This window comes from Glutamicibacter sp. BS14, from assembly GCF_056934375.1.
On the sequence record NZ_CM167801.1, the window covers coordinates 69,784 to 83,301 of the forward strand.

13 protein-coding genes, 1 tRNA gene and 1 pseudogene are annotated in these 13,518 nt (G+C 59.2%); 5 read left to right on the forward strand and 10 right to left on the reverse strand.

The window, feature by feature from the left end; genetic code table 11:
- The 3 genes from AC1Z36_RS00315 to AC1Z36_RS00325 all read right to left on the reverse strand — a co-directional run bounded on the left by AC1Z36_RS00315 (position 1) and on the right by AC1Z36_RS00325 (position 2,738).
- Positions 1 to 1,128 (reverse strand): DUF1611 domain-containing protein, encoded by a 1,128-nt coding sequence (locus tag AC1Z36_RS00315; protein ID WP_105658817.1) that lies wholly within the window; start codon positions 1,126 to 1,128, stop codon positions 1 to 3.
- A gap of 227 nt (positions 1,129 to 1,355) precedes the next feature.
- Positions 1,356 to 1,883, reverse strand: coding sequence for a SixA phosphatase family protein (locus AC1Z36_RS00320; protein ID WP_105658818.1), 528 nt, complete (start codon positions 1,881 to 1,883; stop codon positions 1,356 to 1,358).
- Between the two features lie 69 nt (positions 1,884 to 1,952).
- Positions 1,953 to 2,738, reverse strand: coding sequence for a winged helix-turn-helix domain-containing protein (locus AC1Z36_RS00325; protein ID WP_105658819.1), 786 nt, complete (start codon positions 2,736 to 2,738; stop codon positions 1,953 to 1,955).
- A 614-nt stretch (positions 2,739 to 3,352) separates the two neighbouring features.
- On the opposite strand from AC1Z36_RS00325, the gene AC1Z36_RS00330 reads away from it, so the two are divergent.
- Both AC1Z36_RS00330 and AC1Z36_RS00335 read left to right on the forward strand, forming a co-directional pair.
- Entirely contained in the window at positions 3,353 to 4,093 is a 741-nt protein-coding gene (locus AC1Z36_RS00330; RefSeq protein ID WP_105658820.1) for a response regulator transcription factor, read from the forward strand.
- Positions 4,090 to 5,601 (forward strand): sensor histidine kinase, encoded by a 1,512-nt coding sequence (locus tag AC1Z36_RS00335; RefSeq protein ID WP_483561557.1) that lies wholly within the window; start codon positions 4,090 to 4,092, stop codon positions 5,599 to 5,601. The genes AC1Z36_RS00330 and AC1Z36_RS00335 overlap by 4 nt, the downstream gene beginning before the upstream one ends.
- Before the next feature lie 35 nt (positions 5,602 to 5,636).
- On the opposite strand, the gene upp is transcribed toward AC1Z36_RS00335, so the two are convergent.
- The gene (gene upp / locus AC1Z36_RS00340; RefSeq protein ID WP_105658822.1) at positions 5,637 to 6,284 is read right to left on the reverse strand and encodes a uracil phosphoribosyltransferase; all 648 of its coding nucleotides are present in this window, start codon (positions 6,282 to 6,284) and stop codon (positions 5,637 to 5,639) included.
- Between the two features lie 169 nt (positions 6,285 to 6,453).
- On the opposite strand from upp, the gene tadA reads away from it, so the two are divergent.
- Together tadA and AC1Z36_RS00350 are read left to right on the forward strand one after the other, a co-directional pair.
- Positions 6,454 to 6,930: a tRNA adenosine(34) deaminase TadA gene (gene tadA, locus AC1Z36_RS00345; protein ID WP_105658823.1), complete on the forward strand. Its 477-nt coding sequence runs from the start codon at positions 6,454 to 6,456 to the stop codon at positions 6,928 to 6,930.
- Between the two features lie 94 nt (positions 6,931 to 7,024).
- A tRNA-Ser gene (locus tag AC1Z36_RS00350) sits at positions 7,025 to 7,115 on the forward strand.
- A 386-nt stretch (positions 7,116 to 7,501) separates the two neighbouring features.
- Here AC1Z36_RS00350 and AC1Z36_RS00355 read toward each other — a convergent pair.
- Genes AC1Z36_RS00355 through AC1Z36_RS00365 form a run of 3 tightly spaced genes read right to left on the reverse strand, consistent with a single transcriptional unit; the run spans position 7,502 to position 9,193 of the window.
- Positions 7,502 to 7,717 carry a hypothetical protein gene (locus AC1Z36_RS00355; protein ID WP_133835086.1) on the reverse strand — a complete coding sequence of 72 codons (216 nt, stop codon included), beginning with the start codon at positions 7,715 to 7,717 and terminating at the stop codon, positions 7,502 to 7,504.
- A gap of 21 nt (positions 7,718 to 7,738) precedes the next feature.
- Positions 7,739 to 8,431, reverse strand: coding sequence for a hypothetical protein (locus tag AC1Z36_RS00360; protein ID WP_105658824.1), 693 nt, complete (start codon positions 8,429 to 8,431; stop codon positions 7,739 to 7,741).
- Positions 8,432 to 8,443: 12 nt separating this feature from the next.
- Positions 8,444 to 9,193, reverse strand: a complete 750-nt coding sequence (locus tag AC1Z36_RS00365; RefSeq protein ID WP_146112334.1) for a hypothetical protein — start codon at positions 9,191 to 9,193, stop codon at positions 8,444 to 8,446.
- Between the two features lie 221 nt (positions 9,194 to 9,414).
- Between AC1Z36_RS00365 and AC1Z36_RS00370 the strand changes: the two are divergent.
- Positions 9,415 to 9,663: pseudogene (locus AC1Z36_RS00370) on the forward strand (tyrosine-type recombinase/integrase); the annotation flags it as partial.
- A 1,272-nt stretch (positions 9,664 to 10,935) separates the two neighbouring features.
- On the opposite strand, the gene AC1Z36_RS00375 reads toward AC1Z36_RS00370, so the two are convergent.
- The 3 genes from AC1Z36_RS00375 to AC1Z36_RS00385 form a co-directional block, all read right to left on the reverse strand.
- A complete protein-coding gene (locus AC1Z36_RS00375) occupies positions 10,936 to 12,138 on the reverse strand; it encodes a glycerophosphodiester phosphodiesterase family protein (protein ID WP_105662481.1) in 1,203 nt (400 codons plus the stop codon).
- A 97-nt stretch (positions 12,139 to 12,235) separates the two neighbouring features.
- A complete protein-coding gene (locus AC1Z36_RS00380) occupies positions 12,236 to 12,778 on the reverse strand; it encodes a YaeQ family protein (RefSeq protein WP_105658829.1) in 543 nt (180 codons plus the stop codon).
- 53 nt (positions 12,779 to 12,831) lie between these two features.
- Complete coding sequence (locus tag AC1Z36_RS00385) at positions 12,832 to 12,987, reverse strand: hypothetical protein (RefSeq protein WP_166650883.1); 156 nt, start codon at positions 12,985 to 12,987, stop codon at positions 12,832 to 12,834.
- Between the last annotated feature and the right edge of the window lie 531 nt (positions 12,988 to 13,518).

The window sequence follows — 13,518 nt, forward strand, 5'->3', positions numbered from 1 at the left end:
CTAGCGGGTTGGCAGCAGGGCGGCGGCAACCTCTGCCTGGCACAGGTCGAAGGTCCCGATGACCGGGGTGGACAGCTGCGCCTGGGCTTCCATCGCGGCCAGCGGGGAGGCCGTGAGCACCCCGGAAACCGCGGCAACATCCAGGCCTGCTTCGCGCAGGATTCGCTCTCCGGCCTGGGCACCCAAAGCGTCCTGGGCGCTGAACAGCACGCGGTCTACATGCTCGGCGAAAATCGGGTCGCGCAGCAAGCGGGAAGTTTCGCCCTGGAACAGCCCGTCGGCGATCTCGATGACCACTGCGTCTGCGCCGGTGGCGCTTTGCTCGCGGATCATCGCCACCAGCAGGTCGCGCACGGTTTCGTAGTCCAAGCGGTAGGTGGTTGGGAAGCCGAAGTCGGTGAAGTCGCAGACGCTGAAGGCGCCGGCATCGGTGAACAGGTTCGGATCATTGCCGGCACCCGTGCCGGTGGCCTTGCCTGCGGCAACTTCCATGCCGGAGTTGACCAGTCCGTTGACCAGGCATCCCAGGGTGGTGGACTTGCCGGAGTTCATCGAGGTGCCCAGCACTGCGATCACCGGCGGGCGCGGCGCGGCAACCTGCGCTGCGCGCGGCGATGCGTTCTCGATGCCCAGTGGAGCGAAGTCCACCAGGTTCACGACCTTGCCGTGGCGCATCAGCAGGCCTGCGGGCTGCAGCTGTGTCGCCATATCGATCGAGGCGTGCTGTTCGATGACTTCGCTGGCGACACCGCCGCCTGCAACCAGCTGGCATGGACCCAGGTTATCCGGCACATGGGCCAGGAACTGGTCTGGTGCGTAGCGGTGGCCGTAGGCGACCATGATTTCCTGTCCGACGAACATCAGCTGGCGTCGGGAAACCGGGGACTGCAGGCGCGTGTGCTTGCCTAGCTCGGTCACAGCCGCGATGACGACGTCACCGGCACGCGGCACCATGTTTGCGCGGCGCACGATCTCGAAATCCTGCGGATTGCGCTGCAGCTCGGCTGCAACGAAGCGGGTGGTGTAGGCAGCGCGGATGGTGCGGGCGCGCTGTGCATCGATCTGCTGCTGCACTTCATTGCGCGCTGCGGGGGTCTGCGTTGGAAGTGATTCTGCGATGATGGCCATCTGCCTATTCCTCTTTCAGTGTTTCCGGCCCGCCGTTGCGGTTTGCCGGTGCTGGCCGTGCTGCCAACGATTCCCAGTGAAACGAGCAATGGTTAACTGAAAGTGAACGGTTCATGAGGCGGCGAGGTGTATTCGATGAGAGGCCTATCATCTGCTTCTCATAAAGGCAGATCACCGCTTATTTACAGGCTGACTAGTGCATTAGAAAAAACTTGATGAGACTTCTCTCATGCGGGCCGCGGTGCGGTGAAATGCGTGACGCGCGCATCACGGGCATCCAGGTGCGAGTACGGATGCTTGGTTTCCAACACCGTGGTTCCCAGGGTCGGATAGTTCATCGCCAGCTCGTAAACGGCTTCTTCATCCGAGTCCATTGCCGCCAAGCGCAGCGCCAATTCCTGGAGCACCGGCTGGTGCCCGATCACCAGCAGGTTGCTGACCGTATCGGGAACTTCATTGATGATGGAGCACAGCTGCGAGACTCCTGCGGTGAAAATGCGCGAATCGACATAGGGGGTCGGGCCCTTCTCGCCGAGTTCGGAAAGCACCCAGGCGCAGGTGGAGCGCGCACGCAGCGCGTCGGAGCAGATGATGTAGTCCGGTATCAGGCCATTCTCCACAAGCCAGGCTCCGGCGGCCGGGGCTTCGCGGTGCCCGCGGGCCGCCAGCGGCCGGTCGTGATCCGCGACGCCCAGCGGGTAGTCGGCTTTGGCGTGGCGCATCAGCATGAGCTTGCGGGAATGCATGGTGTTCATTGTTCCAGCTTAAGACAGCAGTGGCGGGCAAACCGAACCCGGTTTGCCCGCCACTGCTGCCAGCTGATGCTAGATGGAGTATTCCGGAGCTGCCCAGACAACAACTTCTGGGTGCTCGTAGAAGCGGTAGCCCTGGCCACGTACGGTGCGCACGGTATTGGCCAGGCGTCCGAGCTTGGAACGCAGACGACGGATATGCACGTCGATGGTGCGTTCGTTAGGGACTTCTTCGGCATTGCGCCACAGGTTTTCCAGCAGCTCTTCGCGGCCTACGGTGCGGGTGCCGTTTTCCACGAGGAAGTTCAGCAGCTCGAATTCCTTGAAGGTCAGGTTCAGGGTTTCGCCATCCAGGTAGACTTCGCGGCGCGAGAGGTCGATCAGCACGCCAGATGGGCGCGGGGTGGATGGACGGGCTTCAGCGCGTGGCCGGCGGGAAATCGTCGGATCGCCCAAAGCCTGGCGAACTACATCGATGGGCTCACCCTGGGCGCTAGTTGGAGCCAGTGCCACGGCGGCATGGGTCTGCGCTTGCGGCGACAAGGTGGCCAGGAAGGCGCGGACCTGGGTGGCCAGCTTGCCCAGCGAGGTGCCCTGCGCCTGGGCGGCAGTTTCATCCAGGCCCACGTAGAGCACGAAGCCGCGTGCGGAGGTGTCGGCGCTTGGCTGGCCTGTTGACTGCACTGGAGTGCTAGCCGGCTGATGCGATGCATCACGTGTTTCATGAACATTGGAAACCGCGCGCAGCGGACGGTAACCCGCTGGTGCATAGCTGCCAGAAGCTGAACGCTGCGCAGCTGCTGCGCGGTTCTGCGCATTGCGAATTGAAACGTGGACGTATCCGGAACCAGCCGACATAATCTTTTCCTCTTTTAGTGCGAAGGCCAAGTGGTTTGGCGCTCATGCTTCGGGTTTTGCTTGCGCTGTTCGCGGCCTTCGTCCACGTTCAGCAGTTGGGTTTCCCGTCAATAACTCCCAAAATCGGATTACAAATCACTCATAATTCGGCTTGGAGGCCATGGACGCCGAGCATTCGTTGAGGACGATCTTGGGCAACTCGATGTTGGAATCCGAGGTGCTTTTACCGTCCTGCGCCGTACTCACACCTCTAGTTTCCTCGTAACATTGGCAACTTGCAAGTAACAATGAACACCTGCGTCCACATAGTGAGACGAATGTTTCCAAACGTGACGCACAACACTTTAGACAATTCTAGGCTACCTAAGCGCTTAACTAAACAATATGGTCAACATATCAATAGAACTTCGTCATTATGTCCGGTCCATTCATAGGCCTGAATATTCATTCATCACTATGGTCCGTCCACGCTTCAATCATTCGTCGTTCTTGGGGGTTGACCAAATTAACCACTATCGGTTCGGGTTTTCCCCGCATAAAATCGACTTATAGTCATAGCTGGCACACAGCAAAAACATATTCTCGGCCCATGGCAATAGGACAAGCTGATTAACATGAATGAATCACGATTCTCCCCTTCGCAATTGCCCCGGCTGACTCACCCTGATGGCACGGCAATCAAAGTTCTCGTGGTCGATGATGAACCTTCATTGGCGGAATTGGTCGCCATGGGAACCCGCATGCTCGGCTGGGAAGCCACGATGGCCCACGATGGGCCCGAAGCAGTAGCCACCGCTCGCTCCCTAGCGCCGGACGTACTGGTTCTCGACTGGATGCTGCCTGGGTTCGACGGCCCCGAGGTGTTGCGCAAGGTGCGCACCCACTTCCCTGAAATCCCCGTACTTTTCCTCACTGCCAAGGACGCGGTTGAAGACCGTATCGAGGGCCTGGGGGCCGGTGCAGACGACTACGTCGCCAAGCCCTTCAGCCTCGAAGAGGTCCTGATCCGATTGCACCGACTCGTGGAACGTTCCGGTGCGGCCACTGCGGATTCCGCTGAATTGGTCGTCGGCGATCTGGTGCTGAACATGGACTCGCACGACGTATCCCGCGCAGGCCGCGAAATTTCGCTGACCGCCACCGAATTCGACCTGCTCAGCTACCTGATGAACAACGCCCGCCGCGTGGTATCCAAGTCGCAGATCCTGGACAACGTCTGGCACTACGATTTCGACGGCCAGGCGAACATCGTCGAACTGTACATCTCGTACCTGCGCAAGAAGATTGACGTTGACGCGGAGCCGATGATCCACACCGTGCGTGGCGTTGGCTACGTGCTGAAGCCGGCTGCATGAGTTTCTTTTCCCCGAACACCAGGGTGAGCTCGCCGCACGCGCTGCAGCGCAAACTGCTGCTCATCCTGCTGACCTCGGTCACCGCCGTATCTGTCTTGCTCGGCCTGCTCTATAACGCGGGCATGCGCCAGACCTTGATGGACCAGCTCAACAGCCAGCTGCGGCTCACCACCGAACGCGCGCTGACTTATTCGCAGGGTGCACCAGCGGTGAACTCCCGGCTTGATGCCCCCGGCCAGTCCGCCGGCACGCTGACCGCGCGGTTCGTCGACAAATACGTCTTCAACGGCGGTGTGCTGGACGAACGCACCGGCGTGCTGAAGCAGCTGAGCCAGGAAGATGCCATCCCGATGGTGGATCTGGAGCTGAGCACGTTGCGTGCCGGCGGGCAGTTCAAGCCGGTACGTGCCCACCTGACTGTGGGCGACTATTACCTCGTCGCAGTCAAGGACTCTGGATCCAACGGCATCCTGATTGTCGGTTTGCCCCTGCACAGCACCGATCTGGCGTTGCGCGGCATGGCCTGGCTGACGCTGTTCATCGCCTTGATCCTGATCGCCGGTGCGGGCCTGGCCGGTTCGTGGCTGATCTCCCGCTCGCTTGCCTCGCTGAAGCGCGTGGCCACCGTGGCTGCTTCGGTTGCCGCCGAAGAGCTTGATTCAGGAAAGGTGGACCTGACCCAGCGCGTCCCGGCGCAAGATGCAGTCCCCGGTACCGAGGTGGGCAATGTCGGCAATGCGCTGAACGCGATGATCAGCAACGTCGCCACCGCACTGACCGCCCGCGAGAAGTCCCAGGCCCAGATGCGCCAATTTGTCGCCGATGCCTCGCACGAACTGCGCACTCCGCTCTCGGCGATCCGCGGCTACACCGAGCTGCTCTCGGCCACCGAGCATTTCTCCCCGGACGGGCAGCGCTCGGTGGACCGCGTTCTGCAGCAAAGCAGCCGAATGAGCTCACTGGTTGAGAATCTGCTGCTCCTGGCTCGGCTGGATGAGGAGAATGCGTTCAAGCGCAGCGAAATTGACCTGTGCTCGCTGACATCGGATATCACCGAGGACTTCAAGCTCACCGCGAGCGACCACCATTGGGAGTTCGACTGCCAGGCGCCGCAGACCATTGTCAATGGCGACTCGGCCTCGCTTCGCCGGGTGATCACCAACCTCTTGGCCAACGCCCGCAAGCACACGACGGCCGGAAACACCGTCACCGTTTCGGTGGACCAAGACGAAGACACCGATGAAGCCATCATCCGGGTTCACGACACCGGTGAGGGCATTGCCCCGGAATTCCTGCCTCGGGTCTTCGAACGTTTCACCCGCGCCGACAAGGCGCGTTCTGGCTCCGATGGCACGACCGGGCTGGGCCTGCCGATCGCCAAGAGCATCGTCGAAGCCCACGGGGGCACCGTCACGGTCACCTCCCAGCCAGGAGATACCGTCTTCGAGGTCCGGCTTCCGTTGGACACGCCCGAAACCGATGAAGAAACGCCGAAGGCTGCGGTGTAGTCACCGCAGCCTTCGGGCACATCGCTTAGCTGGAACTAGGCAATGGGCGGGGTCACGCCATACAGGCGGTCGCCGGCATCGCCCAGGCCTGGGATGATGTAGGACTTCTCGTCCAGCTTTTCGTCCATCGCTGCCAGCACGATGTGCACGCGATGATCGCCACCGTGGATTTCCTTCAGACGCTCGATGCCCTCAGGGGCAGCGATCAGGCAAATGCAGGTAACGGATTCTGCGCCGCGTTCGAAGATGAACTTGATGGCCTCGGCCAGGGTGCCGCCGGTGGCCAGCATCGGATCCAGCACGAACACTTGGCGGCCGGCCAAGTCATTTGGCACGCGGTCAGCGTAGGTGATGATGTCCAGGGTTGCCTCGTTGCGGGCCATGCCCAGGAAGCCGACCTCAGCGGTCGGAACCAGGCGGGTCATGCCTTCGAGCATGCCCAGGCCGGCGCGCAGGATGGGGACAACCAGCGGGGTCGGCTTGGCAATGGAGGTACCGGTGGTGGTGGCGACCGGGGTCTGCACCTCAACGTTTTCGGTTTTCACCTCGCGGGTTGCCTCATAAGCCAGCAGGGTGACCAGTTCGTCGGTCAGCTGGCGGAAAATCGAGGATGGGGTGTTCTTATCACGAAGAACCGAAACCTTGTGTGCCACCAGTGGGTGGTCGACTACCTGTACGCGCATAAGTAGAAATCTATCAGCACCGACTCAGGCAAATCGAGAGATATCCCCGATTTCCCGCCGTTAAAGCACTTTGGTGTGCCCAAGGAAACAGCAAACTTCAGTGCAGTGCGCAGTGCACCACACTCCGAGCGCCCGGCTACCGTCCCAAAACACGTAAAGTGAAAGCACTATGGTGCACGAATTTGATGCTTGGATGGACCTCGCCTTGGCTGAAGCGCGCGAAGCGCTGGCCACTGATGACGTACCCATCGGCGCCGTCATCCTCTCCCCCGAAGGCGAAGTCCTGGCCACCGGACGCAACGAGCGCGAGGCCATCAAGGACCCCACGGCGCATGCCGAGGTGGTCGCCATTCGCAATGCGGTCAAGGCCTTGGAAGCCAAGGGACAAGATGATGGCTGGCGCTTATCCGACTGCACCCTGGTGGTGACCCTTGAGCCCTGCGCCATGTGCGCCGGGGCAATAGTCCTTTCGCGCATTCCCAAATTGGTCTTCGGGGCCTGGGACGAGAAGGCCGGCGCGTGCGGCTCGGTCTTCGATATCGTCCGTGAACCGCGATTGAACCATTGGGTCGAGGTGTACTCGCGGGTCAAGGAAGAAGAATGCGGTGACCTGTTGCGTGAATTCTTCCGGAGCAAGCGCGGCTAGAAACCGACGTTGATGTGTTTCGGAACACTTCAGGCCAAAAACAGCGCTCTCGTTTTTGTTTTCGCCTGATGTTCGTTATAGAGTTATCAGGTCTGGTGACGTGTCCGAGCGGCCGAAGGTGCAACACTCGAAATGTTGTGTACGGTAACCCCGTACCGTGGGTTCAAATCCCACCGTCACCGCCAATGAAAACCCCTGGTCAGCCAGGGGTTTTCTTCCTTTAAAGAACTGGCGTGGTGCACATGTGGTGCATATTTCAGCGGAGGGACGTCGCAACATGGTCGTCATGCGTTGCGAACACGGCTTCCACCACCATGCCGGCCCGCACGCCTGCGACCGGGGCAACCACGGTGAAGAGTGCCCCTACTGGGCATCGCGCAAGCAGGACGCTGCGAACCAATAGCCTCCCGGCGGGCTGCCGCACGCGCTACGCGCGCTTGCCCTCAGGAAGCCGGGCACAGAGAAAGGTCCCCCTGCTGCTGTATGCGGCAAGGGGATCTCTTCGGGTTAGGCTCAGCGGATCTGGACGTGCTCGTCTCGGCTCATTCGACGAACGAGCCGGCGTTACCTACTATCGTGAAGTGCTGGTCTTCGAGTGGTGGCGGTAGTTGGTGAATGCCAGGATCAGTGCTGCGAGCAGCAGCACTCCGCCGACAGCCCATCCAACCACGGCGTAGTCAGTAAGCTGAGGGACGCGAGGCAGATTGATCGCGGCTACCGCAAGGAACAGAAGCACCACCACGGTACTCTTCCTGGCGGCAGACGAATTGCTAGGTTGCTTTGTCATTTGCCGTTTCCTTTCTCGTGCCTAGCTGGCACCGCTCAGGCACTGTCCTACGGATGCGCCAGCGACAGCGGTGAACCCAGCCACGCAGATGATGCAGCCTGTTCCAACGGTAACAGCACAGAATGCCGCACAGGTGGAGATGATCACGAGCGCCGCCATGGTGGAGATGCCCAGCGCGTTGAGGCACTTGATCACACCCTCGTTACCAGCGGCCGCAACGCCCACCGACGAGTCTGCAGGAGACATGGCGCTCAAAGCCTTCGCAGCCTGAGCTTCAGCTTCGGGAGTGGCTTCAACAGTCCACTGCTTAAGGAGACTCCCATCGACCCACTGCTTCACATCGGCAGTGCTGTCGCTGGTGTACGTAGCTTGAACCTGCGCAAAGCTCTGGACAACGTCTCCCGCGGCGTCGACGACGGCAACGGCGAACGAACCCTCGTTGTGGCCGTCGCCAGACGTAGCCACTGCCACCATCAACGAACTGGAGCCATTGATCCGGGCGACGTTTGCCTGCTTGATATCGACTTCTGCGCCGTTTCGCAGCTGAGCGTCGAAACTCGGCTCAGCTATTGCGATCGCTCGCTCAACAGTTGAATCCGAAAGCGGCCGGTTGGTTGAGAACGAGCTTTCGGAAGCGTTGACCGGACTAGCAACCGCGAAGAGCATCGCCCAGCCTGCAACCATCGCGATGATTGCTTTCGAAATCTTTTTCATGTTGACCACTTCCTATTTCTGGGCCTGGTCGATGCAATAGCCGACCTGGCCGCCCCAGACGCCCGCAGCTGCCGCGATGCAGCCCACGCAGCCGAGCCCAACGGTTCCTACGCAGACCGCCGCGCAGGCGATAGTGATGGCGGTAATAACCCAGCCAGGGATGCCCGCGTTGGCAAGGCAGTTGTTGAGCTTGTCCCAGAAACCGGCATATGTGGTGACGTTGTTTGCCGCGTCAGCAGTGGTCAATTGCTTGTCCATGGTCAGATTTCCGTCAACCCACATGCGGGCATGACCAGATGCATCGTCGCCAACGAAAGCCATCTCTGTGCGCTGCGCAACGTTGCCTGAGTTGTCCAGGAGTGCACCGACTGTGGCGAGCTGGACGCCGTCGCCGACGAGCGGGTAGCTCACATACGATGTCCCGTCTGACATCGACCATGCTTGGACGCCGGAACGGTCAACTTTCAGACCTGAGAGCGACTCTGTTGGAAGATCGGCATTCTTGGCCAACTGGAGGGCCTCCGACTTCGACAGAATCTCTGCGTTCTCGCCGAAGCTGGCGATGCTGGTCACAGCCGGAGACGAAGCGGCCGCCGCTGGCTTAGTCAAAGCCGTACTCAGGCTCAGGACCAGGGAAGCGATTGCCACGAACGCGATCGCGAGGTACGTGACCCCGGAGCTGGATTGTTGTCTTGATGTTGGGATTGGAATGCAGTGGTCTTCATTTGACCTGTCCGCAATCGAGTGAAGTTTGAGCTTCACGACTATCACCTTTTGAATGAATCGAAATCTACATCTTCGTAAAGATCGGCGCATCATCTGCCGTGCCAAGCGGGGGTCGACCGAAATCGAGTCTCCGCAACAAAAGTCCTCGGTCTGGATCGAATTGCCTCAGATACGAGCACGTTTAATAATCACCATTAAATAAGAACGGCGTAAATACTACTTAAGTAGGAGGGGCGAACCCGGGCAACGCCAAGACCGGATGGTTCACCGGAGCCGTGAAGCGAGCCCAGGCGTCCGACAAGTCGTTCCGCAGGGTCACGCCCCACGACCTGCGGCACACGGCGGCATCGCTGGCAATCAGCGCCGGGGCCAACGTCAAGGTGGTACAGCGCATGCTCGGCCACAAGTCGGCCAAGGTCACGTTGGACACCTACGCGGCACTGTTCCCCGACGACCTCGACAACGTGGTCGAAGCCCTCAGCAAGCAGCGCGCCGAACAGCTCTAACGGTGGTGCACTGTGGTGCATTTTGGTGCAGGAATACCTGTGGGACGTGGTGCGCACCTGTGAGCCAATGAGCCCAGATGCCAGTAAACACAAGGGATATTCGGGAGCTAGCAGTAATGGCGCGGATAGGATAATGGGTTCAAATCCCACCGTCACCGCGTTGAATAGCCCCGGAATCCTTGTGATTCCGGGGTTTTTCTTATCTCAAATCGGCTTGTTGCCTTAGACTCCGGATCTGTTGCATTAAAGATAGAACAACCGGGTTAAAGGTAGAAGTGGCGACGGTACAACGACGAGAGCTAAAGCACGGTTACAGTTATCGAGTCGTTTGGCGGGAACCGGATGGAACTCTCCAACAACGTACATACAACAATGACGAAGACAAGGCGAAAGATCGCAGTCGCAGTTTCGCTTGCACTTACGGATCACCAAACTGACGGCATCCATGACCGTCGTTCTCATACTAGCTGAATCCAAACAGCTAGTGTCCGCGTTCCAAGCTGGCGGTGGTCCCGGAGCCTACTACAACACCGGAACCACCGATAGGGGTTCCCAGCTACAGTTGCTGCCAACAAACGGTAAGCAAGAAGGCAAACAAACGGTGCAACCGATCACAGCGGACCCTTCCCGGTGCATTGGGTCAGGCCGCCTATCAATCACCCTAGCGTCGAGCGAGGTGTAGGCAAAGAGGCTGGTCTGATTCATTGGGAATCCACAACAGATTCAAATCCCGACCCGTACTGGGGAGTGCGGCCTTGTTGCTCGTGAGAATCCACCCGCGTGTTGTCACTTAAACTAATCCAGCCCTCGCTGATTCGATCATCAACGAGGGCTGGTTGCGAGTTTTGCGCTGGGCGATGGATCCCCATCCATCTCCCCAAAGACTTCCGATTCCCCAAAAAACGTCAGTCCGGCGTGAAACCTATGCACAGAATACTTCGTCAAGCCCATAACGCCTAGAGAATTTTTGGAATTGGGAAAAGTTTTTATTTTATCCCCGCCCACTTCACCTTTCACTCTCCTGCAACTACAGTAGCTATTGGCCTAGGCCAATTACGAAAAGTCACCAGTCAGGCATTGAGTTCGTTTCCCCAAGAGCGGCCTCACGCTGGTGAAACCCGTCAGCGTCCCCCAAGTGCTGGCGGGTTGCCTGCCTTAATACGGAAAACCGCCCCATTTTTGTAGACTGCTCCCCGGAAGTAGTACTGGTTTCCCTATCCAAATTCTGGGGAGCAGTCCACAATGGTTCCCGGGGGTTCGCTCTACCTAGAGCTAGTTCGCGAAGGTATCGGTGAGCTTGCCCTTGGCATCCCACAGCGCCAGCGAGTCGCCACCGTTGTTCAGGATTCCCGGTCCGTCCACGTAGTAGGCTTCTTCGCTGTTGGTACCCGGACCCGAGTACACGCGCAGCTGATCTCCTGTCTCCAGCTCGTATCCTTCTCCAATTTCCAGGATGTTGTTAGCGGCATCGCGAATGATGTAGCCGCTGACATCGATGGTGCGCTTTCCGGTGTTCTCCAGGATAACGTGCTCGCCATTTTCCGGGGCGATGTCATCTCCCGGCACGTCATTGATCGCGTTGGCAATCACCACGCCATTGTTGGCAGGGAAATCTTTCTGGCCAGCGATGTGGCGGTTCACCTGTGCTGGGAAGTCGCCGGTGATTCGCTCAACACCCAGGGCCAGTGCAGCATCGGCTGCTTCGACGGCGTTGACGGTGTAGACGCCCAGGCCCAAGCCTGCGTCCTTCACGCGCTGCGCACCGGCGGCGTCAAGGGTGCGGTAGCTAGTGCCGAAAGAATCCGCGTAGGTCGCGTAGGTTGCCAGTTCCGCGGCAGAAGGCACGGTTCCGGTCAGCTGCTGCAGTGGTACTTCAGGTGCCAGTTGGGCAAAGATCTGGTTGGATGCTGCGTCGAAGCTAAGGACCTCGATCTTGTTGGCCTCTGCCAGTGCCTTCCATTCAGGATCCTCAGCCAGCGCGTCGGCTACCAGCTTCTCCACGCCAGGGGACTTGGCTGGATCCTTGATTTCGATGAATACTCCCGTGCCACCGGTCAGTGCACCTGGAACCTCATCGAAATGGGGAATTTTCGTTCCCTCGAACTCGTCTGAGAAGTAGGAACCGGCATCGAGCTGCTGCAGTTCTTCCCAGGTAAATGACGTGATGGGGTCATTGACGCGGTCAGGGAAGACCTCTGCCACGTTCGTGGTGCGGGAGGGCGTACCGTCGTGGAAGATGAACGGTACTCCGTCCTTGGACAGCTGCACATCAATTTCGATGAATTCGGCGCCGGACTGGCTGCCTGCCTTGATGGCAGCCAAGGTGTTCTCCGGTGCCACGCCTGCTGCTCCGCGGTGGCCGATGATCAGTGGATCAGATCCAGTCGGTTCGATCTGAGCAGCCACGGCGGGAGCTGCCAGGGTGACGGCCAAAGCCAGAGTTGCCGTGCCAAGGGTGATATTGCGCAGTTTCATGGAGCACTTCCGTCGGTGTCATTGGTGTACACCGGCCATGTTTCAGCGCGCTGATGACTGCGACCCCACACTGAGCTGAATCAGAGATTAAGCTTTTCTACTCAATCTCATGCGTGCTGAACTGGGTTTCCAGATTCGTCCCGTTCAATTCAAGGTAGATTTGCCCCTCGGTCACCGAGACGGACATGGTGTTGCGGCGGGTCAATGCTTGGGCCGCTGCATCAATGAATTTGGGGTCGAAGGAGCGCACCATGATCTCCTGCGACTGGTGGATCGTTTTGCCGCGCCAAGAAGCCAGAAGCTTGGCAGGATCGCGGTGCGTGTAGACGGCGGTGCGGTCTGCCCGCTTGCTGCCCAAATGCAGGCGTTGGGCATCGGGGGCGCCCACTTCAATCCACGCGGTGATGAGTCCGGTCAGGTCCTTGACCAAAATGGCTGGCTCTTCCCCGGTGGAAACGCCTCCGGCCGAGAAGGCGATGCCTTCTTCATATTCGAGGCAGTAGGCCAGCACACGGGTGACCATGTAGGCATCGGTTTCTGACGGATGCTGCGCAACACGGAGCGAAAGATCCTCGTAAACCCCGCGATCTACATCAGCAAGTTGAACTTCAAAGGTGTGTATAGTCGCGCCGATAGCCATAGTTCTCGAGTTTACCGTGAACGCCACGGCTCCATCGACGAGAGGTACGTGGGCTAAGCCTTCGCCTCGCGATTTCGAACCACGAAGAATCCCGCCAGCGATGACAAGCTGGCCACGGCCGCAAAGATGCCAACCATCGGATTTCCGCTAAAGGAAAGCACCGAACAAACAGCAAAAAGAATGGTAGAAACAACGAACAGGGTCTTCATAAATAAATCCTATTTGATACAGCTCGCGGATAAAAGACATATCCAGACGGTGGCAGTTTTTCCACTCAGCCCTTGAGCCACTGGCAAAAGCGCTCAACAGTATCGGGCATGCAGCTACCGGGACTCCGTTCATTATCATCTGGCAGCCAGCGTCGCGCTATCCACCGGCTGATACCGAAAAACCAGTACGAGGTGCACGCGCACCTCGTGGTGCGCCCGACCCAAGCACACGGAACCGCTACCGACGCCACGATTCTTCTTGGGCTTCACATCCTGCCAGCATGGTCTACACTGAGGCCCACTGGCCACCTGCTGGGGATCCGATGAGCTTCCGGGATATCTGGAGCGCCGGCCTGCCATCGACGGGCCTTTAACCAGCGCAGCGCAAGAAGCTGGTCCATAGCCATACATCTGCCTGAACATCCCCGCGCCGCGAACTGCCCGTCCGGTGGGCCCTCTGGCCTCCGCTCACGCTGGTTGCAAAGTCCCAGATAACAGGTGGGTCTGGTGAGTAATCCGGAATCCGCTTCC

Excerpts from the sequence above, each read along its gene's own strand:
- AC1Z36_RS00380 (WP_105658829.1), bottom strand. The coding sequence starts at position 12,778 with ATGGCTATCGGCGCGACTATACACACCTTTGAAGTTCAACTTGCTGAT.
- AC1Z36_RS00320 (WP_105658818.1), bottom strand. The coding sequence starts at position 1,883 with ATGAACACCATGCATTCCCGCAAGCTCATGCTGATGCGCCACGCCAAA.
- AC1Z36_RS00330 (WP_105658820.1), top strand. The coding sequence starts at position 3,353 with ATGAATGAATCACGATTCTCCCCTTCGCAATTGCCCCGGCTGACTCAC.
- AC1Z36_RS00355 (WP_133835086.1), bottom strand. The coding sequence starts at position 7,717 with ATGACAAAGCAACCTAGCAATTCGTCTGCCGCCAGGAAGAGTACCGTG.
- AC1Z36_RS00360 (WP_105658824.1), bottom strand. The coding sequence starts at position 8,431 with ATGAAAAAGATTTCGAAAGCAATCATCGCGATGGTTGCAGGCTGGGCG.
- AC1Z36_RS00315 (WP_105658817.1), bottom strand. The coding sequence starts at position 1,128 with ATGGCCATCATCGCAGAATCACTTCCAACGCAGACCCCCGCAGCGCGC.
- upp (WP_105658822.1), bottom strand. The coding sequence starts at position 6,284 with ATGCGCGTACAGGTAGTCGACCACCCACTGGTGGCACACAAGGTTTCG.
- AC1Z36_RS00325 (WP_105658819.1), bottom strand. The coding sequence starts at position 2,738 with ATGTCGGCTGGTTCCGGATACGTCCACGTTTCAATTCGCAATGCGCAG.
- AC1Z36_RS00375 (WP_105662481.1), bottom strand. The coding sequence starts at position 12,138 with ATGAAACTGCGCAATATCACCCTTGGCACGGCAACTCTGGCTTTGGCC.
- AC1Z36_RS00335 (WP_483561557.1), top strand. The coding sequence starts at position 4,090 with ATGAGTTTCTTTTCCCCGAACACCAGGGTGAGCTCGCCGCACGCGCTG.
- AC1Z36_RS00385 (WP_166650883.1), bottom strand. The coding sequence starts at position 12,987 with ATGAAGACCCTGTTCGTTGTTTCTACCATTCTTTTTGCTGTTTGTTCG.
- tadA (WP_105658823.1), top strand. The coding sequence starts at position 6,454 with ATGGTGCACGAATTTGATGCTTGGATGGACCTCGCCTTGGCTGAAGCG.